Here is a 19,058-nt window from a genome sequence, read left to right as displayed (position 1 = left end):
TTAGATGGCGGATCTCACGATTACCGCGGCTAACTGCATTAGTGGAGCAGGAGCGCGCATCGAACACGGAACAGCCGGCGAAACGATTACGGCGGGAAAACTTGTATTTCTTGACCAAACCACCACCGGAAAGTGGCTGCTGGCAGACGCTGACGCGGCGACCGCAGCAGCGCGCGGCCAGGGCAAGATCGGCGTCGCATTGAACGGCGCAAGCAACGGCCAGCCGCTTGCCGTGCAGACGGAAGGCCCGATCACGATCGGTGCAACTGTTGTCGCCGGCACGACCTACTACCTTTCGCCCAACCCTGGCGGAATCGCTCCCTTGGCTGACATCCTGACCGGCGACTACGTCACGATTGTTGGTGTTGCCACGAGCACGTCGGCCATCAGGCTAGACTTCCAGTACAGCGGCGTCGCCCTCTAATGGCCAAGGGAGGCGCGGGAAGACTGCAAGAGCGCGTCTCTCTTTTCAAGCGAGGCGAGCTCGACGACGGTTACGGCAACACCGTCACCGATTGGGTGCTTCAGTTCCAGACTGCCGCCGGCTACACGCATCTGCGGGGCGGCGAGGCCGTCATGGCGGCAAGGCTTGAGAACAAGCACCCGCTTGTCATCCGGATACGGACCAGCACGGCCGCTCGCGCAGTGACCGCCGAGTGGAAACTTACCGACACGCGCACCGGCGTGGAATACGCGATCAAGGACGTCACGCATGATGTCGATCGCGCTTGGATCGACCTGCTTTGTGAACGCGGGGTGGTTCCCTGATGGCTAAGGGCGTCAAGGAACTCGAGAAAAAGCTCTTGGCAATGCCGAAGCGGGTGGAAATCGCCGCTCGCAAGGCCATGGAGAAGGGTGCCGACGAGCTTGTGCAGATGATGCGCAGGCTGGTGCCTGTCGACCAGGGCGACCTGCGCGAATCTATCGCGTGGACATGGGGCGAGGCGCCAAAGGAGTCGGTTGTTCTCGCCGAGAGCGAGCCAGACGCGCGCGGTCTCAAGATCACGGTCTATGCCACCGACTACAAGGCGCGATGGATCGAGTTCGGCACCATCAAGATGCGTGCGCAGCCGTTCTTCTTTCCCTCATACCGCACGCTCCGGAAGCGCATTCAGTCTCGTATCAAGCGGGAGGTGAAGAAAGCCATCCGCTTCGTCGGACCAGTTACGCAGAGCGAGGCATAAATGGCGGAATCTGCTGAAACAGAACTGCAGAAGCTGCTGTTCACCACGCTTACCGGAAATACCGGAATCATGGCGTTGGCAGGCGGGGTCTATGATCGCGTGCCGACTGACCCTTACAAGGGGAAGACAGCATACGTGTCGTTCGGACCGTCGGATGTCGTCGAGGATGGCGCTGACTGCATCTTTTCTGGAGAGCACACGATTCAGTTGGATGTGTGGTCCAAGGCGGTCGGCCAGGTCGAGGCGAAGCGTCTCGTATTCCTGATCTACAAGGCGCTGCACGAGCAATCGCTGACTCTGACAGAGAATGCGCTTGCCGAGATCCGCGTCGACTTCCGTCGGGTTTTCGCGGATCCGGATCCGCTCATAACGCACGGTATTGCGAGCGTGACTGCGCTCATTGAGGAGCCGTGATGGCCTGGGCCGTGTTTCGTCGCGAGACAAACTGGTCGCGGCCCAACTGCAAGTTTTCATTTAACGCGAAGCCGAAAGCGGAGCCGCAGTGCTTTCCGCATGACTTCGTTGACTATGCCGTCTCAAAAGGCTGGGCGGTGAAGGTGCCGCCGCCGAGGCGGAAAGAAAAGCAAAAGGGCTGACCGCCCAATCACAGCAGCCGCCGTGAGCGGCTTTTTTATTGGAGAAAAGCATGGCGCGGGCGACTACTGCGAACTTTCATCAAATGGTTCTTGAGGTTGAGACGACCCCAGGAAGTGGCGTTTACAGCAAGATTTGCGGCCTCACGTCGCGATCGATCAACCGCCAGTCAAATATGGCAACTACCGAAGTCCCGGATTGCTCGGACGAAAGTTTGCCTGCCTCTCTGGAGCGTGCCGTTCAGAGCCAGGAGTGCACGATTTCTGCATCTGGTGTGTGGGCTGCCGAAAGCCATGGCACGCTTTACGATTGGTGGGCCTCCGGCGCCACCAGAAACATCCGAATCGCTCATCTGAATGCCTCTGTCGGTTCGCCGGAGTATGAGAGCGGGCCAGCCTATCTGGTCTCCCTGAACAACACCGCTGAGCGTGGGCAGAAGGTCACGGGTGAACTGTCCATCGAATTTGATGGAATCCCGACCGTGACAGATAAGGCCTAATAGATGCGTGGCTCAGAGGAGATTGTTTGGCCAGGCGGGGAGCATGCTTTCCGCCTGGGTATCGGCGAGCTTCGCGCGATCGAGCAGAAGTGCGACGCCGGTTGTGCTGTGGTCCTGATGAGGCTTTTGTCCTCGGCTTGGAAGATCGATGACGTGATCGCTCCTTTGAGGCTCGGCCTCATTGGTGCTGGCATGTCTGAGCGCGACGCGCAGAGGGCGGTTGATGCGGCGCTTGACGTCTCCAGCCCTTATGCGCTCGCCGTTCCCGCGGCCGACGTGTTGCAGCGCTTCATCATGGGCAATAGTGCAGACAAGCCCGGTGGTGATCAGTCGGGGGAGTCGTAGGCGGGAACGGAGTAAGACCGGACCCGCTACCGAACGGCATGACCCGCTGGTCAGCATACTACGCCGCCGGCATCGTGATGGGCATGACGCCGCGGCAGGTTGATGAATGCACTTTTTGGGAGTTCGATTGCTGCTACGAAGGCCATCGCAAAGCCAACCAGACAGAAGAGCAGGCGCCTCCGCCTATGAGCGATGCTGCTGCTGCTGATTTGGGGATCGTAGGCTTCTAGTCGCTAAGGCGCTCCAGCGTCTGGCGATTCTGATCGAGCAGCGCATTCGTGCGCGCAGCGCTGGAATACTTGGCGTCGTACTCTGCGAACGCCAAGTACCCACCGCCGATGATGATTACGGCGCAAGCGCACGCGATCAATGCCTTAAGCCAACCGTCCATGGCTACCTCTTTATGCGCACTATCCCAGATTGCGCCAACTCTGTCCACACAGGTGAATAATGGCCGCAAATGACGATACCGCGCGTCTGTTAGTCTCGATCGAGGCGACGCAGGCCAAGTTCGAGAAACAACTGGCGGCCATTGCCAGGAGGGCCGGAGATACGGCCGGCAACGTTGAAAAGTCCTTCCAGAAGGCGAATGACAACGTTGCTCGGAGCTTTGAGCAGGGCTCGCGGCGAGCAACGACAGCCACCCGGCAGTCGAGCGCCGCCGTATCCAACCTGTCGTTTCAGTTGAACGACATCGCGATGGGGCTTGCCTCCGGTACGTCGCCTTTCACGATCATGGTTCAGCAGGGTAGCCAGGTCGCCCAGGTTTTCAACGGAACTGGCGGCGGCATCGTCGGGGCGATCAAGACGCTTGGCGGCGCCTTCGCCTCAATGGTGAGCCCGGTGTCGCTGGCGTCGTTTGCGTTGATTGGCCTCACCGGCGCCGCTGTCCAATATCTGACAACGCTTAACTCAGGAGTTCCCGACTCCGAGGCGCTATTGAAAGAACACGCCAACGTCATCAAGTCTTTTGATGAAGCGTGGGGCATCGCTGAGAAGGGCGTTAAGGAATACTCTGACGCCACAAAACAAGTCGAACTCCAGAAGCTCAAGGACAAGTTTGGGGATCTGGCGAAGACCGCGGAAAGCACTTTCGAAGACGTCACTCGTGGACTTCGCAACATTCCCGCTTCGGAGTTCGGTGGCGGCGATATAATTGATCAGACCAATAGGGCAATGACCCTGTTGGAGCAGCAAGTTCCGGCGCTTCGTGAATTTGCCGCCGAGATGGTGAAGCTTGAGAACGCCAAGGACGCGCCGCAGCCTGTCCGTGAAGCGGCGGCAGAAGCAAGAAAGCTCGCGCAAGAACTCTTCCCAGTGCAAGACGCGCTTGAGGAGACGCAGCGAAGGCTGAAGCAACTCAACCTGACGAGTGAAGAAGGCAAGGCAGCGTTTGCTGCCATGACCGCTGCAGCGCTCGGTATGGGTACTGCCGGCGGCGACGCTGTCAGTACGATCGCGGGAAAGTTCAAGAACGAGCTTCTTCCGGCTATAACGCAGGCGATCCAGAAGACAGCGGAATACGCGAAGAATTTCTCATCGCTACAAGAGCAGGTAAACAAAACGCCTCTCGGCCAGTTGTCGCCGATCTTCTCCGGCGGCGGACAGTTCCTGAATGCCGACGAGCTCAACACGTTTCGTGCGGGTGAAGAGAAATATCGTGTCGCCGGCGAAAGCGCCGCGGCGCAGATGGTAAAGGGCTTCGAGGGCTTCATTGCCAAAGCGAAGTGGGACGAGAACGCTTTCCGCGTGGGCTTCGGCAGCGACACAGTCACGCGCGCCAACGGCCAGATCGAGGAGGTCACCAAAGACACTGTCGTCACTCTGGCGGATGCGCAGCGCGACCTTGAGCGCCGTCTGGTGGAGTTCCAAGATGGAATCCAGAAGGCAATCGGCGTCGACACCTGGAACAGCCTCAATGAGGCTCAGCAGGCTGCACTCACCAGCATCGCTTACAACTATGGCTCGCTACCTAAGCGCATCGTTGCGGCGATAGAGAGCGGTGGCGGAGCTGAAGCAGTAGCAAACGCGATCTCCGCGCTCGGCAGCGACAACGGCGGGATAAACAAGCGGCGCCGCAACGAAGAGGCACAATCGTTCCTATCCGGAACTGGCATTTCGATGTCAGAGGCTGGGCTCGGTGGCGGCAAGAAGACGCCGGCGGAGCTCTTCCAGGGCGATGTGCAGCAGATCCAAGCGCGCATCGCCGCGCTAAATGCAGAATACGAGGCGCAGGCTAGGTTAAATCCGCTTGTGAACGATTACGGCTATGCCGTTGAAAAAGCGAGAATTCAGCAGCAGTTGCTGTCTGAGGCTCAGCGCGCAGGGCTTGAAATCACCCCGGAACTGCGAACGCAGATCGAGGGTCTAGCCGAAAACTACGCGAAAGCTTCGTCGGCCAGTGACAGGCTGAAGGATTCGCAGCAAAAGGCCGTTGACGCGGCAAAGCAGTTTTCTGGTCTCGGCCAGGAAGTTGTTGGCGGCTTCATCAGCGATATGCGCAACGGGGCATCTGCAGCCGAGGCGCTGAGCAACGCCCTGAACAAGGTTCTCGATAAGATAATCGAGATCGGCCTTAACTCGTTGTTCTCTGGCGGCGGCCTGTTCGGTGGAGGTGGTGGGGGAGGCCTGCTCGGCGGGTTCCTCATTCCCGGCATCCTGCACAAGGGCGGCGTGGCTGGCAGCGATGGCTACGGTCATGGTCGCTCGGTCTCGCCTTCAACATTCGCCGGCGCCAAGCGCTACCACACTGGCGGCGTCGCGGGCCTTCAGCCTGGCGAGGTTCCGGCCATCCTGCAACGCGGCGAGGTCGTTCTGCCTCGCGGCACCAAGATGGGCGGCCAGCAGGCCGTTCAGGTGCAGGTGGGTGTTAGCGTCGATAATGACGGGCAACTCCAGGCTTACGTTAAGAGCGTGAGCCAGCAGGAAGTCGCTTCGGCAAGCCCCAAGATCGTCTCGGCCGCCAACCAACAGGCACCTGCCGCAGTCGCGAAGTACCAGCAGCAAAAAGCGGGAGGGGAGTGGAGATGAGCGACGTGATAGTTTGGCCGCTCTGCACATTAACTCCCCAAACCGCATCGGCGGATTTGGTGCCCTTCACAAGGAGCGGCGGTCGCACTCTAGGCGGCGTCCAACCCACCACTCGGACGGATTTGGGTTTTTGGGAGGTATCTTATTCCGGGATAGTCCTACAAAATCGCAACCGAGCCGCCTGGCAGACCTGGAATGCAATCCGGCAAAAACTGGGCGGTCGCTCTGGTCTGATCGCTGTCCGCGTCCGCTCGTCGCTTTCCGCACCGTATGCCTCCGGCAAGTTTGAGCCGGTGATCGACACCGAGCACAGCGACGACGCGCCGTTCGATGACGATACGCCCTATGTGCAGGGCGCCATTTCGGTCGTGACTGACGGCGTGACTGATGTCGGCGCTACGTCGATTCGGTTGCGGATCATCAACGCCGCAGCCAACCTTGTGGGTGCCAGATTTTCGTACAATCACGCCCTCTATGAGACCGGCCCGGTGACCAGTGTTGATGGCGACATCTGGACTGTTCCGATTTCGCCGTCTGTGCGGGAGCTCATTCCCGCTGGCGCCGATCTCGAGTTCGACCAGCCGACGTGCCTTTGCCACTTGGCGGAGGACCGCGGCATGGACATCGACCAGAACGCCGTCGGCAAGTTCTCCTCGCCGTCGGTCAGCTTCGTGGAAGCCGTGGATTATTGGAACGCGACATAGTCGCCGGAGGGTGAATGGCAATCAAATCGCTACGCATCCTCTGCGACGTCATGTTGCCGGGGGAAGACCCCATTCGCGTCTGGGACGGCTCAGGCGGCACGTTCGTCGATGGCGATGGCAACTTCTATCGGCCGGCGCAGTTCACTGAGGACGCGCTGCAGTCGATTGAGGCAGCCATCAACGGCGAGGCGTTCACGCTCGCGCTGTCGCTGATCTCGATCAGTCAATCAGTTGCAGACAGCATATGGGACTACGACGAGACGACGAGCGTTCAAGGCTCGCCGTTCGTAGTCAAGTTGCAGATCCTGGACGAGTTCGAGCAGCCTGACGGTGAGCCGATTGTCGTCTTCACTGGCGAGATCGACAACCTCGACGTTGCCGATGAATCCACCGAGGACGGCATCAAGTCGATCGTCAATCTTGAGGTGACGAACCGCTTCACGCTGAGAACCGTCACCAACGGCGCCGTCCTTTCCGACGTCGACCAGCGGGCTCGCTCTTCTTTAATGAATCCGTCTGCGGCCGACGATGAGTTTTGCAAGCGAGTCCCGCTGATGCGTGACCAGTCTATAAAATGGCCCAACTGGTAGCGGACCGTCACAACCTGCTGCAATCGTTCATCGCTGACAACAACGCCCGCCCTTGGCGGCCAGGCGAGGTGGATTGTTGCATGGTGCTGGCCGACTGGGCGGTGTGGTTACGCCATCCGGATCCAGCGGTGCACCTGCGCGACGCCTACGATAGCGACGAAGGCTTTCGGCAGATCATTGCCGCACACGGCGGCGTAGTGCCGCTGGTGGCTTCCTGCATCCCGGCTAGCGGCAAACGCATCCAGCACCCGTTGGCCGGCGACATCGGCGTGATCGGCAGCCCAACGAACATCAAGCGGCAATTCGGCGCCATTCACGATGGCAGCGGCTGGCTCGTGCGCATGCACGGCAGTTTCGGCCGCATGACGGCACAAACGCTGGCCGTCTGGACAATCTAAATCGGAGGGCGACTTGCCCGGCATCATCGACACCATCGCGCTGATCGTATCGTCGATCGCGACGAGCGTGGGCGCGGCCAACGCTCTCTATCTCGGCACGTCGGCACTGCTTTACGGCGGCCTGGCGTTTGGCGCCGCGGCCCTTCAGAGTTTTCTCGTTGAGAAGCCGAAGGTGCCGAAGCCTGACGACGGAAGCTACAATCTCAAGCAGAGCGTGCCGTCTCTTGCGTATGTTCTGGGAAGCGCCAAAAAGGGCGGCGACTACGTCTTCCTCGAGGAGACTGGCGGCAAGGCCTACCACATCATCGTCTGGGCCGGTCACCGTATCCAAGGCCTTGTCCAGCATTACCTGCATGACGAGAAGGTCACGATCAACGGCAGCGGCACGGTCACGTCACCGGCGCATTTCGGCACTGCGGTCAAAATCTTGGCCCACAACGGCGTCAATGCCGAGACGGCCTATTCGGACGTAGTGACGGCGTTTCCGACAATCTGGGACAATAACTGTCGCGGAGACGGGCTTGCGTCTGTCTACATGCGAGTCAGCACCGTCGACCAGAAGAAGCACCTAGACGTCTTCCCTAACCAGATGCCAGAGCATTCGGCCGTCGGTGATGGCGCGCTGCTTTATGATCCCCGCAAGGACAGTACGCAGGGTGGATCAGGTTCACACCGCTACACCGACCCGAATACGTGGGAGTTCTCGCGAAACCTGGCGCTGATGCGCCTTTGGCATCTCTGTCACCCAGTTGGCGGAAAGATGGCCTACAGCGCGATGTATCTGCCTGACTGGATCAATGCGGCCAACGTCTGCGACCAGAACGTCACGAACCGAACTGGCGGAACCGAAAAGCGCTACAACGGCGGGTTTTGGTTTCGGGCCAGCAACGACCCGATCGAGGTCGGACGCATCATGGACGAGGCCGCTGAAATGGTCGTCTACGAGCGCGCCGACGGCACCATCGGCGTCCATGCCGGCGAATACGTGGCTCCTGACGTCAGACTTACCGCCGATAGCGTCTTCAGCATCCGAGTGGACAAGAACAAGCGGCGCGCCAACACAGTGCTCGGTGTCCGCGGGCGGTACGTCAATACCGCAAAGGATTATGTCACGGAGGACGCGGCGATCTATGGCGATCCGTACGCTGTCGTCGACGACAACACGGAGCGCACGCGCACATTCGATAATGCGGCGATCCAGAGCCACAACCACTGCCAGCGCAAGCAGAAGCTGACGTTCATTCGCGCCAATGCCCGCAAGGTCTCGATCGTTGCAGATTACACCGCCGAGGGCATCCGCAATTTGCCGTACCGGCGGTTCGTGCGGGTTCACTACCCATCGCGAGGCTTAGCGGAGGCGGTGGTCGAGATCACCTCGAGCGTTACGATCGACCTGCGCAACATGCGGATATCGTTCTCTGGCATTCTGGTAACGCCGTCACTGTACGCGTTCAATGCGGCCACAGAGGAGGGGGAGCCAGGGGAATCGGTCGAACCATTGCCACCTGGCGGCGTACCGACGCCAACGGGGTTCTCGCCCACCATTCAAACAGAGGTCGTGACGGGCGGGTCTACTGCCGCCTTCATCCTAGGAACGTGGGACTTTGTATCCGACGTGCTCACCTATGAGATGGAATACGACCGCGTGTCGGGGTCTACCGGCGTGCAGTCGGTATTCTCTCAGGCCGGCGCCGTTCAGGTTCGATCCGCCTATCTGGTTGACGGCGAGCAGTACACAGTTCGGCTGAGAGCATGGGGCGGTGGCACGTCATCCGCTTGGACGTCGTATATTACCCTTACCGCTACGGCCGACCCGGTCGCGCCTGGCGTGGTTACTGCGGTTGGCGTGACGCCGGCTGCCGGCCAAGCGACCTTCCAGTGGACCGCGCCGAACAGCGCTAACTACTTCGCCTGCCGCATCTACATCAACACGGTGAATAATCTCGGCACAGCAACTCTCGCTGCGACTGAATACGGACCTCCGAGCGCCGTCGACCTTCGCGTCGTGACGTCCTTGGCGCCTGGCACCTACTACGCGTGGCTGCGGGCGATCAATCCCTCCGGCGTACCGGCGTCGGCAGTCGCAACAGGCTCGTTCGTCGTCACCTGACGACGCTGCCGCTCGGCGGTAGCAAGCCAACCACCTTCTAGTTTCTTTGGCCCGCCAGCGCGCGGGCTTTCTTTTTATGGAGAAAGCATGGCGACCGCAGCAACTGTGTTTCGCGACTACGAAACCGATGGCGTGCCGTCTTCCGGCGCCAAAAAGCCCAAGAAGTCGGAGATTCGCCAGCTTCTCGGCGGCTATGAGGCAATTATCAATGCCTTCCTGTCGAACGGCGGGCTGATCTTCGCTTCCAAGGCCAGCCTTGATGCCAGCCTGAACTACGCGGCCAACACAATGGCGTGGGTGCTGGGCGACGCCACCGTCGCCAATAACGGCATCTACCGCAAGATTGGCGGCTCTGGCACCGGTTCGTGGACGCGCGTCAGCGACCTACCGTTCTCGTTCATTATCGCGAGCGATGCAGGGGCGGGCACGGCGAACGCGATTCAGGCGACAACGTCGATCCCGGTTTTGAGTTCGGCGCTTGTTTGGACGAACATCTTCGAGGCCAACACGGCAAGCCCGGTCACGATCTCGTTCAATGGCGGTTCGGCACTGACGATTAAGACGAACACCGGCAACAACGTCGCGGCTGGCGGTCTCGTTGCCGGTATGATCGTGCTCGGCATCGTTTCTGGGTCGACGTTTCGGCTATTCAATGACCAGGTGTCTAGCGCGATTGTGGCTGCAGCAGAGGCGGCTCAGGCTGCCGCGGAAGCGGCACAGGCGGCGGCAGAGGACGCGGCAGCTGATGCCGTTTCCCTTATCGGCCTTGCTGCGACCGCTCTGCAGCCTGGCGCGGAGTCTCAGAACATTGATTATACGGACGATCGGACGAACGCGGCTTCGGTGAAGTTCTATTATGTCAATCGCCTTCGCGGTGCGATGCCCGAGTATTTCACTCAAGGGCTCGGGGTAACGCCAGAGCAGATCGGCACTCCGGCATCGACCATCGCGCAAGACACGGCGGCCATGCAACGTGCGATCGACGCCGACGACAAGGTGCTCTTCGGGGCGAAGAAGAAATACAAGATCTCTCAGGTTACGGCGCGAGACAGTCAGACCTGGGAGGGCTCTGACAGCCTCGGTCTCTCGTGCATCGAAGTTTCCCACGCCACAAACGATATCGTCATCGTCGAAGGAAGCGACATCAACCTTCGCCGCATACTTTTCACAAAAGCCGCGGGTCTCGCCCGTAGCGGCGGCCATGTCGTTCGGTTTGGCCCTGCGGAAGGCAACGCCCCGGCCGGCTCGTACCATCGACTATCAGAATGTGCATTCTTCGAGTTGCTCGACCCGATAGTGGTGAACACCAACAACCGGTGCGACATCGATCTCGTAAAGCTCTATAGTTGCACTGGGGCACTGATCACTGTCGTAGGCGGGTTCAATCACCAGATCAGGAATCCCTACTCGCTCAATGATCCGGGCCTTCAGCCCACGTACGGCGTCTACATTAAGGAGGTCGGCGACATCCAGTTAAACTCGGCGCAGTTGCTCCGAGCGGGTACTTGCGTGTTCCTGGATGTGGCTAACGGTAAGGTCGTTGCCTCGGTCGAGATCAACGACAGCTACCTTGATAGTGCGGTCCGCGGCCTCTGGGCTCGCTCGGCGGGAACAGGGATTATCACACGATGCACTGCCAAGGGCTCGTGGTTCGGCGGCCACACGCAGCAGGGGGTGATCATCCAGCGGCTGAGCAGCGGAGCTGTCGACGGCTTCATCTTCGAGAACTGCAAGGGCGTGTTGAACGATGCCGGTCTGGTGACCTCCGGTGCCGTGAAGAACGTTCATGTGCGCGGAGGCAGCTTTGCTCAGAATGTCGGGGCTGGTCTGTCCATCGGTGACAATGCGTCTCACATAACTCTGGCGCCAGATGTCTGCGGCGCCGGCGATGGCCTGCTTGGCAACGGTACAGGGATCATCATCGGCGCGAACGTTGATTATTACCTGGTGGATCCCGGTAGCTTCACCGGCAATACCACTCAGATGACGAATGGTTCGCCCGCGGCTGCCAACGGACGTGTCCGGAGCGGAAAGGGTTTTGACGTTGTGAAGCGCGGTTCAATTGCCTTCTCCGCGTCGACGACCGTAGTCGTCAGCCACGGCCTGCCCGTTCAGCCAAACGACTACGACATCATCGTAAGGCCAGGCGTGGGTCTCGCCGCCGGCGCCAATCCAAGGGTGACAGCCACGACGTCGACGACCTTCACCGTGACGATCGACAGCGCCAGTAGTGGGTTCATTCATTGGGAAGCGAAACATCCGCTTTTCCGCGGGTAGGATCGGGCCACTTATGCGGGCGTTTTTGCCGGCGCCTTAAAGGGCACCGGCTGCCACATGTCCTCACCCACGTTGTGCAGGACATTGACTATTACCACTTGCTTCGACGGCTCTCTATTTCGGAGTTCAATCCGAAGCGGGTTCTTCGGCGTGACTGGATCCCCTAAACGGCTGATTGTAAATACGTTGAACGGTACACCATCTTCAGTCTTGCCTACGCTCGGCACGTAACCAGCTATGAATGGGACGTTGCCTACAAGCTTGCATTCGAGTTCCCGTTCATTGTGCCTGGTTCCTATGGCGAACGACGCTTTGGGCTCCATGAGATGCGAGGCGACAATGGTTACGGTCGCCACCGACCCCTGTTGGGTGAGTGAGTAAGTCAGATTCGAGAACTGCTGATGTTGAGGAACAAACGTGTTCTGTCCCTGTGCCACGTTCACAATCTGATGCAGTGTCGCCTCGACACCCTGAGAGTATAGATCGATCCAGAGGTTTTGTAGCAACAGCGGTGGCATGCTGCTGCCGTCTACGCGGATCGGGATGATACGAACTCGTCCCTTCGTCGAAGCATAAAGGGCATTTTGCCACTCCATCTCGACCATCTTGCTCTTGAGGCTTTCCTCAGAAACGAAGAAGAAAACATAGTCGGGCGCAGATAATCCCTCATTCATCTTCTTGAGGATTCCGTCACCTGGCTGAATCGACCAGGAGTCGTAAAAGACATTCTCTTGACCGAAAATCTCCCGCAAGCGCAACGCTATTGGTTCGACGACGGGCTTATCGGCATGCGTATGGCTGAGAAAAATCTTCATATTGCCCTCGATGGTCAAGACTATCGTATTGCTATCCTAAATTGCACCGATAATCCATATTCTCGGTACATAGGGGTAGCTTGACCACCCACCCTACAAGGCCACGCGATGGCCCCGTAACTGGCGCGAGGTCCTTCGCTATGCCCTGCGCCGGCGAGCGATGCCTAAAGCGATGCCAACCATCACAATTTTAGGAGACCACCATGGACCGCGCGAAATTCTTCGCGGCGGTGCGCTCGCCCTTGTCCATCAGCAAGAAAGCACAAGTGCGGGGCATCGACGCTATCCTCGACGAAGCCGAGCACCGCGGCACGCCGTTGCAGCACCTGGCCGCAATCCTGGCCGAAGCGCACCACGAGACCGGCGGCCAGTTTCAGCCGGTCAGTGAAAACCTCAACTACTCGGCAAAGCGGCTGACGGAAGTTTGGCCCAGTCGATTCCCAACGCTCGCGGCGGCCGCTCCGTACGCCAACAGCCCGCAGAGGCTTGCGAACAAGGTCTATGGCGGTAGGCTCGGCAACGTCGACTCGGGAGACGGATGGCTTTTCCGGGGAAGGGGTCTCGCACAGATCACCGGGCGCGAGAACTATGCCAGATTTGGCATAGCGGGTGTGCCTGACGACGCGGGTAAAATGCCTGTGGCCATCCGCATCCTCTTTGACGGCATGATCGGCGGCATCTTCACCGGCAAGCGCCTGAAGGACTACGACTCCGCCGACGGCTACCGCTATGCAGCCTCGCGCGCGATCATCAACGGTGACGTGAAGGCGAACGGCGCGCGCATCGATAAATATGGCCGCGCTTTTGAAGCGGCGCTGCGCACCGCTGGCTATGACGCCACCAAGCCCACTTCACCGACCCCACCTGCCACCGCCGGCTTCTGGGCCGCGCTCGGCCGCTTCCTGCTGGCGCTTCTCAAGGGAGGCAAGAAATGACCGTCTGGATTCGCATCGCTCTCTACATGATCGCCGGCTGGCTCTACGGATCCGGCTACATTGGCGAGGAAGTCAGGTCGATGATCACCGACGACCCCGCCGTTGCTGCCTCGCTCGAGGCCGGCATTGCCGCGCTTGTTGCTGCTATCCCCCTAAGCTGGTGGCAGTGGGCGCGCAAGGTGGGGCATCCGACGTGATATTCGGCGCACTGTTCGCGGGCATCTGGTCCCGCATCACCGGCTGGCTGGCACCGGTCGGCATGGCGCTCGCGATCGTCGCGGGTGCCTTTTTCTATGGACGCTCCAGCGGCAAGGATGATGCCAAGGCGGAGCAGGCTAAGGCAAACGCGAAAGCCATCAAACAGGCGAGGGGCGTCGAAGATGAAGTTCAAAACATGGGGGGCGACGATGTTGATCGCGCTCTCAGTAAGTGGCTGCGTGACGGCCGGTAGCTACTGCGACGTTGCGCGCCCTGTTAGGCCGTCGGTCGAAGACAAGATGACGGAAGGCACCAAGCGCCAGATCCTGGCCGAGAATTCCAAGCTAGAGAAACTTTGCGGGGTGAAGCCGTGAGCGGCGCCATCACGTGGGAGCAGATCCTGTTCTTTGTCGGCTTGCTCGGCATCGTGTCCGGCGTCTGGTGGCGCATCGAGGGGAAGACCAAAGAGGCGTCTGCCAAAGGCGAGAAAGCGCTAGATGACCTGGCCAGCTTTAAACTGCGCGTCGCCGAGCACTACGTTTCCAAGCAGGGATTGCGTGAAACCACCGAGCAGATCCTGGCATCCATCAGCGGCGTGAAAGACGCCGTCGACAACATGACGCTGCGAGTCGACCGCATCGTTGAGAATCAAGCGAAGCCGCGAACGACAAGGGTCGGGTGAGGCGAGCAACTTGTGAGTTGGTGCGCGAAACGTGTATTAGAGATCGCTATCTGGTTGAGTGCATGATAGTGGAAGGAAAAATTTAACCATCCGCCCTCTATATGGAACTTACTGGTGTTGACATCTGTTAACAGTGATATCATGTTGAGGCCATCAAGTGAGTAGGCCGCAACACCCGACCAAGGAGATTGAGGCGGCTTTAGCTTACCTCGAAGAACTGAAATGGACATACAAGAAACCGGGCGCAAGTGCGCATTGTTGGGGCAGGATGCTGTGCCCTCACAACGATAGGAACGGTTGTCAGGTTTCGGTTTGGTCAACACCTAGACGTCCAGAAGAACACGCGAAGGCGCTGATTCGCGCCGGGAAAAGATGTTCTCACTGAGGAGCGGAAAAATGAAAAACTTCCAATTCACGATCATAGCCTCCGGGTTGGATCCAGAAGCAGAAGATTTCGAAGATCGCTTCTTCAACGCTGGTTGCGATGATGCAACGATTACCTTTGCTCGTGGCGCAATCTTGTTGGAGTTCGATCGGGAAGCGCGGAATTTTGCGCATGCGGTGAATTCCGCGATCGGCAGCGTGCAGGATGCAGGCGCCTCGGTAGAGAGAGTCGAGCCAGATTATCTGGTTAGCTTGTCCGACATAGCCGAGCGGGCGGACTTGACGCGAGCGGCCGTGACTCAATATGCCAAAGGTGAGCGAGGCCAGGGTTTTCCTTTGCCGGTAGCGCGCGTGACCTCTGAAAGCCCGTTGTGGGATTGGGTAGATGTGTCGCGGTGGCTTCGCAAAAGGCAGCGCGTTACTCTCACTGAGGTGGTTCGCGCTCGCTTTGTGCGCCGTTGCAACGACAAGATCGAAGAGCGGCACAAGAAACTTCGAGCAGTCGCTTAGAGGCGAACCCCACCCAGCACGCACCTAATCTAGCCCCGCTTGCCTTCACCGGTGAGCGGGGCTTTTTTGTTTTCTGGGAGTCCGTTGCGGTGTCGCGCGGCCGTCACGCCCTTAGAGGCGACGAGCTGCCCAGAAGTTCCACATGAGCGTAGCCGGTTTTTTCGAGGAAAAGGTGTAGAGATTTCGCATTGAGTTGTGGCGTGAGAGTCGGTCCCTGGGTAACGGAAACAAGTGGCAGTCTGGGCGCTGGCGGCTCGGAGCTTTCAAAGGATCGTTTGGTGTAGGGCACCAGTCGTTGATTCACTGTTCTAAAATGAAAGCGATCGAGATCTTCGTCTCTCTGGGTAACCGCCACAATTCGCCATTCGTTTTCTTCATGGAAACTCGGGTGTTTGAATGACACCGCGTAATTACTGAGAATCGATTGCAGCATCGGCGCGTACAGGGGGATCAGATCGCCGGCCGGCGCCCCCTGGGAAAGTTTTAGATCGAAGCTTCGGCCGAAAGCCTCGATCGTCTGTGCGATCATTCGCTTCTGCTGGACGGGGTCGTAGCATACCTTGAGTAAGGTGCCTATCTGGTTCAATTGCTTGGATTCAAATCCCAAGCAGTACCCCTCCGTGGCGTTGCCATAGGCGCGCCATTGGCTCAAGAGGTCATTGTCCTCGCAAAAGCAAATGGCGTGTACGGAGCTTTCAGCGGATTGTAGTGTTTCGACGTCCGATGAAAACGCCAACATCGAACGTGCTTCGGATGTAAAGGTGCCGGATATTTCCTGAACGACCTCCGAAACCATAGAAAACGCGTACTGGAGTTCGGACGCGTCGTTAAGAAAAGATACGTCGGACGACCAAATCTCTGAGTTGCCGATTATTCCTTGCAGCCCAGCGACATTGGTATAGTGATAAAGGAGGTTTGGTACTTCTTCTTGCGACGATCTCCAGAGGCAAGTTGCCTCGGTGAAAAGCTTTGGCGCTGCATCCGTCGGAATTTCACGCAAATATTTCCCGGTAGTCAGTTGGGGAGTCGATGCGATCATAGACACAGGCTGGTCGTAGCGCGACGGCCTTCGAAGATGCAGATGAACACCGCACCTTCGACATTGCACGACCCCGTTAAGAATTCGAATGGGCGTCTGAATGTTGCGCCCGATCAAATACTCGCATTGCGAACATAACAGATCATCCGGTCCGTCACCCTTGAACAAAACATCAGCATCATCGGTTTGGACCAATCGACCGTACGTCTGCGCCAAACTGGTCGACACTGCTTCCAAGCGGATCTTTGACATCTTCAAAGCTCTCAAAAACGATCATTTGAATCCCTAGCGAGAAGATGCAGATTTAACAACCCTTACGCGCGAAGCTAATTTACTCCTTTCCATCCAAGATAATCTTCAGAACCCGGATCATCTCAGCCGCATCGAGAAGTGCTGCCTTCACCTCGTCAGCACTCCGCCTTTCGATTCCCCCGGCGGTCGTCTGCAGATCGATCACCGCGTCCGCCGCGGTCTTGCTCCCTGGAATTCCCACCTGCTCCCGCATTTCACGGATCGTCACGACAGAGCGCTCGAGCAGCCGGCGCTTTTCGAAGTTAGTCAGGTGCTCGACGTGGTTGGCCGCCCGTACGAGCTCAGCGATGAAGGCGGTGGTGAGTGACATGGGGCACAGGGTATAGCGCTGCGGGGTGACGTCAATCCCAGCAACTTCCCGGCGACCTGGCTCTGTGGTATCGATGCAAACGCGCGTGTGGGGGAGTTGATATGTGGATTGCAGGGCTTGCCAGGATTGTCGCTGTGCTGGCCCTGGTTGCCGGTGTTCTGCGGGCTGGCACTGGCTTGCTGATCGCAATGAACGTCATTGGCCCATATCATGAAGCTCTGGCTCGCTATGCACCGGGGAGTGCATCGAGTGGGGATGCTATCAATGATGGCCTCTACGCGATCTTGATTGGACTCGCTCTAGGAACGCTCGCTGAGATCGCGCTGAAGAAGTGATTATTGAAAGGAAGTAGGCCGGAGCGCGGTACGTCCAGTATTTCCCGGACCGAGGGGAGACCTATGTCAGCCACTGTTTGAGATCGGGGAAATCATGGATGCAGTACTTGATGATCCGATTGTACTGAATCTGATCATCAATCCTGTGCTCTCCTAGCGAGAGATAGTAGTTCTCGTTGCCGAATTTAGCGAAGATCACCCACTCGCCGGTTAGCTTCCCTGCTGAACTCCGATCAGAAAGAGATCCGAGGACCGTCCTAGTGGCAATCTGTAAGGCCGTCTTCCCTCCACCCGAAATGTCGTCCGATAAACGCTTCATACCTCCTTTCGTGCTGAGTTGAAGGAACACATTGTTGGATAACGCTTGCGCGGAGTAATAGTGTTTGTGCCAAAGCCCCTTCAGCGGTGGATTCCTGAATCGGGAGGCGGGCTTCACGCCACTATGCCTTTCGCCGCGTTCGAGGTTGCTCACTGCGTCTAGGACAGCGTTACAATTGAGCGAGCGCCGAGTGTACCCTTCATACATGTCGCGCCAGAACAAATTAGAGATCCGGCTCTCCAATTTGCCATCGACGCGCAGCCACTCGCGAAGTTGTGCAAATTCCTCGTTCGTCGCCGAGATAGGCGTGGTCCCGTCGATACCCACCCACTGCAAAGTCAATACCGCCGATCCCCTTACCTGTGTCGTACAGAGAATTAGTGTTTGGGCTCCCAGGCCGGAGGTGTCAAGCGCTCGAAATGCGCGCCCAACTGCTCCAGTTCATAGGTCCGTTGTTACTAGGTGAGGAACGTTTTCGCCATCTCGTGCTTTAATGCGCGATGACTAAAACACCCGGAAAGAAATCTGTTCCCGCAACGTTGCCCGAGCCGATGCCGCGGCGCGTTGATCCCTGCGTTGCGACCCTCGTCGATAACCCACCCAAAGGCCCGGAGTGGGCCTATGAGGTGAAGTGGGACGGGTACCGGCTTGCCGTCCATGTCGAGCCAGGCGAGGTGAGGGCGATCACGCGCGGCGGCTACGACTGGACCAAGAAGTTCGGCCTGATCGTGGCCGAGGCGCGCGAGCTCGGGCACGCCTCCATGATCCTCGATGGCGAGGCGGTCGTTCTCGACGACCACGGGAGGTCGGATTTCGGGCTGTTGCAGCGCGCCGCCGGCAAGAAGCCCAGCCTGCACGAGCCGAGCGAGATTATCTTCTTTGCCTTCGATCTTCTCTATCTCGATGGCCAGGACCTCCGGATGATGCCGCTTGCTGAACGTCGGCAACTTCTCGAACCGATCGTCTCTGGCAGGACTGGTGCGATCCGCTTCTCCGAGGAGGTGCACGCCGACGGCGCCGAGTTCTACAAAATCGCTTGCAACATGGGGCTCGAAGGGATCATCGCCAAGCGGCGGGACGCGCCGTATCGATCGGGACGCCGGCCCGAATGGCTGAAGATAAAATGCGTTCGGCGAGACACCTTTGTAATCGTGGGCTACGAGCCGTCAACAGTGCCTAGCGCGATCGGTCGGCTGCTGCTGGCCGCGAGGAAGGGCGACGACCTCGTCTATGTCGGTGGCTGCGGTACCGGATGGAGCAATAAGGAATCGGTGCAGCTTCGCGAATTGCTCGACGCGATCCCGGCGAAGGCGCCACCGGTCGCTCTGAAACGTAAGGGCGCGATCTTTGTGGAGCCCATTTTTGTGGCCGAGGTCGAGTATCGAGCCTGGACGCAAGACGGAAAGCTGCGGCATCCATCGTTCAAGGGCGTGCGTGAGATGGAGGGGCCATCGAAGGTGTATGAGGTTCCGCCGGATGGTTAGCCCC

At 58.7% G+C, this 19,058-nt stretch carries 26 protein-coding genes; 21 read left to right on the top strand and 5 right to left on the bottom strand.

The annotated features are described in order from the left end of the window. Positions 1-4: 4 nt before the first annotated feature. The 8 genes from IB272_RS10855 to IB272_RS10820 are packed head-to-tail and all read left to right on the top strand — an operon-like array spanning position 5 to position 2,852. The gene (locus IB272_RS10855; RefSeq protein WP_192444418.1) at positions 5-424 is read left to right on the top strand and encodes a hypothetical protein; all 420 of its coding nucleotides are present in this window, start codon (positions 5-7) and stop codon (positions 422-424) included. After that, the gene (locus IB272_RS10850; protein ID WP_192444417.1) at positions 424-768 is read left to right on the top strand and encodes a phage head closure protein; all 345 of its coding nucleotides are present in this window, start codon (positions 424-426) and stop codon (positions 766-768) included. Before IB272_RS10855 ends, IB272_RS10850 begins: the two co-directional genes overlap by 1 nt. Beyond that, the gene (locus tag IB272_RS10845; RefSeq protein WP_192444416.1) at positions 768-1,184 is read left to right on the top strand and encodes an HK97-gp10 family putative phage morphogenesis protein; all 417 of its coding nucleotides are present in this window, start codon (positions 768-770) and stop codon (positions 1,182-1,184) included. The genes IB272_RS10850 and IB272_RS10845 overlap by 1 nt, the downstream gene beginning before the upstream one ends. Next, positions 1,185-1,598 (top strand): DUF3168 domain-containing protein, encoded by a 414-nt coding sequence (locus IB272_RS10840; RefSeq protein ID WP_192444415.1) that lies wholly within the window; start codon positions 1,185-1,187, stop codon positions 1,596-1,598. Then, the gene (locus IB272_RS10835) at positions 1,598-1,780 is read left to right on the top strand and encodes a hypothetical protein (protein ID WP_192444414.1); all 183 of its coding nucleotides are present in this window, start codon (positions 1,598-1,600) and stop codon (positions 1,778-1,780) included. The genes IB272_RS10840 and IB272_RS10835 overlap by 1 nt, the downstream gene beginning before the upstream one ends. A gap of 50 nt (positions 1,781-1,830) precedes the next feature. Continuing rightward, the gene (locus IB272_RS10830) at positions 1,831-2,277 is read left to right on the top strand and encodes a phage tail tube protein (RefSeq protein ID WP_192444413.1); all 447 of its coding nucleotides are present in this window, start codon (positions 1,831-1,833) and stop codon (positions 2,275-2,277) included. A gap of 3 nt (positions 2,278-2,280) precedes the next feature. After that, positions 2,281-2,622, top strand: a complete 342-nt coding sequence (locus tag IB272_RS10825) for a gene transfer agent family protein (protein WP_192444412.1) — start codon at positions 2,281-2,283, stop codon at positions 2,620-2,622. A 38-nt stretch (positions 2,623-2,660) separates the two neighbouring features. Continuing rightward, entirely contained in the window at positions 2,661-2,852 is a 192-nt protein-coding gene (locus tag IB272_RS10820) for a hypothetical protein (RefSeq protein ID WP_192444446.1), read from the top strand. Here the strand turns inward: IB272_RS10820 and IB272_RS10815 are convergent. Then, on the bottom strand, positions 2,849-3,013 hold the full coding sequence (locus IB272_RS10815; RefSeq protein WP_192444411.1) for a hypothetical protein: 165 nt from the start codon (positions 3,011-3,013) through the stop codon (positions 2,849-2,851). The genes IB272_RS10820 and IB272_RS10815 overlap by 4 nt on opposite strands. 59 nt (positions 3,014-3,072) lie before the next feature. On the opposite strand from IB272_RS10815, the gene IB272_RS10810 reads away from it, so the two are divergent. The 6 genes from IB272_RS10810 (at position 3,073) to IB272_RS10785 (ending at position 11,731) form a co-directional block, all read left to right on the top strand. Further along, positions 3,073-5,652 (top strand): phage tail length tape measure family protein, encoded by a 2,580-nt coding sequence (locus tag IB272_RS10810; protein ID WP_192444410.1) that lies wholly within the window; start codon positions 3,073-3,075, stop codon positions 5,650-5,652. Next, positions 5,649-6,356 carry a hypothetical protein gene (locus tag IB272_RS10805; RefSeq protein WP_192444409.1) on the top strand — a complete coding sequence of 236 codons (708 nt, stop codon included), beginning with the start codon at positions 5,649-5,651 and terminating at the stop codon, positions 6,354-6,356. Before IB272_RS10810 ends, IB272_RS10805 begins: the two co-directional genes overlap by 4 nt. Positions 6,357-6,370: 14 nt before the next feature. Further along, positions 6,371-6,946, top strand: coding sequence for a hypothetical protein (locus IB272_RS10800; RefSeq protein WP_192444408.1), 576 nt, complete (start codon positions 6,371-6,373; stop codon positions 6,944-6,946). Positions 6,947-7,026: 80 nt separating this feature from the next. Continuing rightward, positions 7,027-7,344 carry a hypothetical protein gene (locus tag IB272_RS10795; protein ID WP_210339443.1) on the top strand — a complete coding sequence of 106 codons (318 nt, stop codon included), beginning with the start codon at positions 7,027-7,029 and terminating at the stop codon, positions 7,342-7,344. A 13-nt stretch (positions 7,345-7,357) separates the two neighbouring features. Beyond that, entirely contained in the window at positions 7,358-9,454 is a 2,097-nt protein-coding gene (locus IB272_RS10790; RefSeq protein ID WP_192444406.1) for a hypothetical protein, read from the top strand. Between the two features lie 87 nt (positions 9,455-9,541). Beyond that, positions 9,542-11,731: a hypothetical protein gene (locus IB272_RS10785; protein WP_192444405.1), complete on the top strand. Its 2,190-nt coding sequence runs from the start codon at positions 9,542-9,544 to the stop codon at positions 11,729-11,731. A gap of 11 nt (positions 11,732-11,742) precedes the next feature. Here the strand turns inward: IB272_RS10785 and IB272_RS10780 are convergent, their stop codons facing one another. Beyond that, on the bottom strand, positions 11,743-12,564 hold the full coding sequence (locus tag IB272_RS10780; protein ID WP_192444404.1) for a toll/interleukin-1 receptor domain-containing protein: 822 nt from the start codon (positions 12,562-12,564) through the stop codon (positions 11,743-11,745). Positions 12,565-12,749: 185 nt separating this feature from the next. Here IB272_RS10780 and IB272_RS10775 point away from each other — a divergent pair, with 185 nt between their 5' ends. The 5 genes from IB272_RS10775 (at position 12,750) to IB272_RS10755 (ending at position 15,255) form a co-directional block, all read left to right on the top strand. Next, positions 12,750-13,481 carry a hypothetical protein gene (locus tag IB272_RS10775; RefSeq protein WP_192444403.1) on the top strand — a complete coding sequence of 244 codons (732 nt, stop codon included), beginning with the start codon at positions 12,750-12,752 and terminating at the stop codon, positions 13,479-13,481. Then, positions 13,478-13,678, top strand: a complete 201-nt coding sequence (locus IB272_RS10770) for a hypothetical protein (RefSeq protein WP_192444402.1) — start codon at positions 13,478-13,480, stop codon at positions 13,676-13,678. Before IB272_RS10775 ends, IB272_RS10770 begins: the two co-directional genes overlap by 4 nt. Then, positions 13,675-13,932 carry a hypothetical protein gene (locus tag IB272_RS10765; RefSeq protein WP_348646782.1) on the top strand — a complete coding sequence of 86 codons (258 nt, stop codon included), beginning with the start codon at positions 13,675-13,677 and terminating at the stop codon, positions 13,930-13,932. The genes IB272_RS10770 and IB272_RS10765 overlap by 4 nt, the downstream gene beginning before the upstream one ends. Before the next feature lie 117 nt (positions 13,933-14,049). Next, positions 14,050-14,361, top strand: coding sequence for a hypothetical protein (locus IB272_RS10760; RefSeq protein ID WP_348646781.1), 312 nt, complete (start codon positions 14,050-14,052; stop codon positions 14,359-14,361). A gap of 396 nt (positions 14,362-14,757) precedes the next feature. Beyond that, positions 14,758-15,255, top strand: coding sequence for a hypothetical protein (locus IB272_RS10755; protein WP_192444401.1), 498 nt, complete (start codon positions 14,758-14,760; stop codon positions 15,253-15,255). 103 nt (positions 15,256-15,358) lie between these two features. Here the strand turns inward: IB272_RS10755 and IB272_RS10750 are convergent, their stop codons facing one another. Further along, positions 15,359-16,546 carry a DUF2971 domain-containing protein gene (locus IB272_RS10750; RefSeq protein WP_192444400.1) on the bottom strand — a complete coding sequence of 396 codons (1,188 nt, stop codon included), beginning with the start codon at positions 16,544-16,546 and terminating at the stop codon, positions 15,359-15,361. Between the two features lie 79 nt (positions 16,547-16,625). Further along, complete coding sequence (locus IB272_RS10745; RefSeq protein ID WP_192444399.1) at positions 16,626-16,916, bottom strand: hypothetical protein; 291 nt, start codon at positions 16,914-16,916, stop codon at positions 16,626-16,628. Positions 16,917-17,017: 101 nt separating this feature from the next. On the opposite strand from IB272_RS10745, the gene IB272_RS10740 reads away from it, so the two are divergent. Beyond that, complete coding sequence (locus tag IB272_RS10740) at positions 17,018-17,251, top strand: hypothetical protein (RefSeq protein ID WP_192444398.1); 234 nt, start codon at positions 17,018-17,020, stop codon at positions 17,249-17,251. Between the two features lie 61 nt (positions 17,252-17,312). On the opposite strand, the gene IB272_RS10735 is transcribed toward IB272_RS10740, so the two are convergent. Next, complete coding sequence (locus IB272_RS10735) at positions 17,313-17,912, bottom strand: hypothetical protein (protein WP_192444397.1); 600 nt, start codon at positions 17,910-17,912, stop codon at positions 17,313-17,315. A gap of 209 nt (positions 17,913-18,121) precedes the next feature. Between IB272_RS10735 and ligD the strand changes: the two genes are divergently transcribed. Next, the gene (ligD, locus tag IB272_RS10730) at positions 18,122-19,054 is read left to right on the top strand and encodes a non-homologous end-joining DNA ligase (protein ID WP_192444442.1); all 933 of its coding nucleotides are present in this window, start codon (positions 18,122-18,124) and stop codon (positions 19,052-19,054) included. The last annotated feature ends 4 nt before the right edge of the window (positions 19,055-19,058 follow it).

Origin of the sequence: Ensifer sp. ENS08, from assembly GCF_014852195.1 — a bacterium.
GTDB classification, from domain to species: Bacteria; Pseudomonadota; Alphaproteobacteria; order Rhizobiales; family Rhizobiaceae; genus Ensifer; species Ensifer adhaerens.
This window is presented reverse-complemented; position numbering and strand designations above follow the sequence as displayed.

Coding starts and splice junctions, on each gene's coding strand:
- IB272_RS10855 (WP_192444418.1), top strand. CDS start 5: ATGGCGGATCTCACGATTACCGCGGCTAACTGCATTAGTGGAGCAGGA.
- IB272_RS10850 (WP_192444417.1), top strand. CDS start 424: ATGGCCAAGGGAGGCGCGGGAAGACTGCAAGAGCGCGTCTCTCTTTTC.
- IB272_RS10845 (WP_192444416.1), top strand. CDS start 768: ATGGCTAAGGGCGTCAAGGAACTCGAGAAAAAGCTCTTGGCAATGCCG.
- IB272_RS10840 (WP_192444415.1), top strand. CDS start 1,185: ATGGCGGAATCTGCTGAAACAGAACTGCAGAAGCTGCTGTTCACCACG.
- IB272_RS10835 (WP_192444414.1), top strand. CDS start 1,598: ATGGCCTGGGCCGTGTTTCGTCGCGAGACAAACTGGTCGCGGCCCAAC.
- IB272_RS10830 (WP_192444413.1), top strand. CDS start 1,831: ATGGCGCGGGCGACTACTGCGAACTTTCATCAAATGGTTCTTGAGGTT.
- IB272_RS10825 (WP_192444412.1), top strand. CDS start 2,281: ATGCGTGGCTCAGAGGAGATTGTTTGGCCAGGCGGGGAGCATGCTTTC.
- IB272_RS10820 (WP_192444446.1), top strand. CDS start 2,661: ATGACCCGCTGGTCAGCATACTACGCCGCCGGCATCGTGATGGGCATG.
- IB272_RS10815 (WP_192444411.1), bottom strand. CDS start 3,013: ATGGACGGTTGGCTTAAGGCATTGATCGCGTGCGCTTGCGCCGTAATC.
- IB272_RS10810 (WP_192444410.1), top strand. CDS start 3,073: ATGGCCGCAAATGACGATACCGCGCGTCTGTTAGTCTCGATCGAGGCG.
- IB272_RS10805 (WP_192444409.1), top strand. CDS start 5,649: ATGAGCGACGTGATAGTTTGGCCGCTCTGCACATTAACTCCCCAAACC.
- IB272_RS10800 (WP_192444408.1), top strand. CDS start 6,371: ATGGCAATCAAATCGCTACGCATCCTCTGCGACGTCATGTTGCCGGGG.
- IB272_RS10795 (WP_210339443.1), top strand. CDS start 7,027: ATGGTGCTGGCCGACTGGGCGGTGTGGTTACGCCATCCGGATCCAGCG.
- IB272_RS10785 (WP_192444405.1), top strand. CDS start 9,542: ATGGCGACCGCAGCAACTGTGTTTCGCGACTACGAAACCGATGGCGTG.
- IB272_RS10775 (WP_192444403.1), top strand. CDS start 12,750: ATGGACCGCGCGAAATTCTTCGCGGCGGTGCGCTCGCCCTTGTCCATC.
- IB272_RS10770 (WP_192444402.1), top strand. CDS start 13,478: ATGACCGTCTGGATTCGCATCGCTCTCTACATGATCGCCGGCTGGCTC.
- IB272_RS10755 (WP_192444401.1), top strand. CDS start 14,758: ATGAAAAACTTCCAATTCACGATCATAGCCTCCGGGTTGGATCCAGAA.
- IB272_RS10750 (WP_192444400.1), bottom strand. CDS start 16,546: ATGTCAAAGATCCGCTTGGAAGCAGTGTCGACCAGTTTGGCGCAGACG.
- IB272_RS10745 (WP_192444399.1), bottom strand. CDS start 16,916: ATGTCACTCACCACCGCCTTCATCGCTGAGCTCGTACGGGCGGCCAAC.
- IB272_RS10740 (WP_192444398.1), top strand. CDS start 17,018: ATGTGGATTGCAGGGCTTGCCAGGATTGTCGCTGTGCTGGCCCTGGTT.
- ligD (WP_192444442.1), top strand. CDS start 18,122: ATGCCGCGGCGCGTTGATCCCTGCGTTGCGACCCTCGTCGATAACCCA.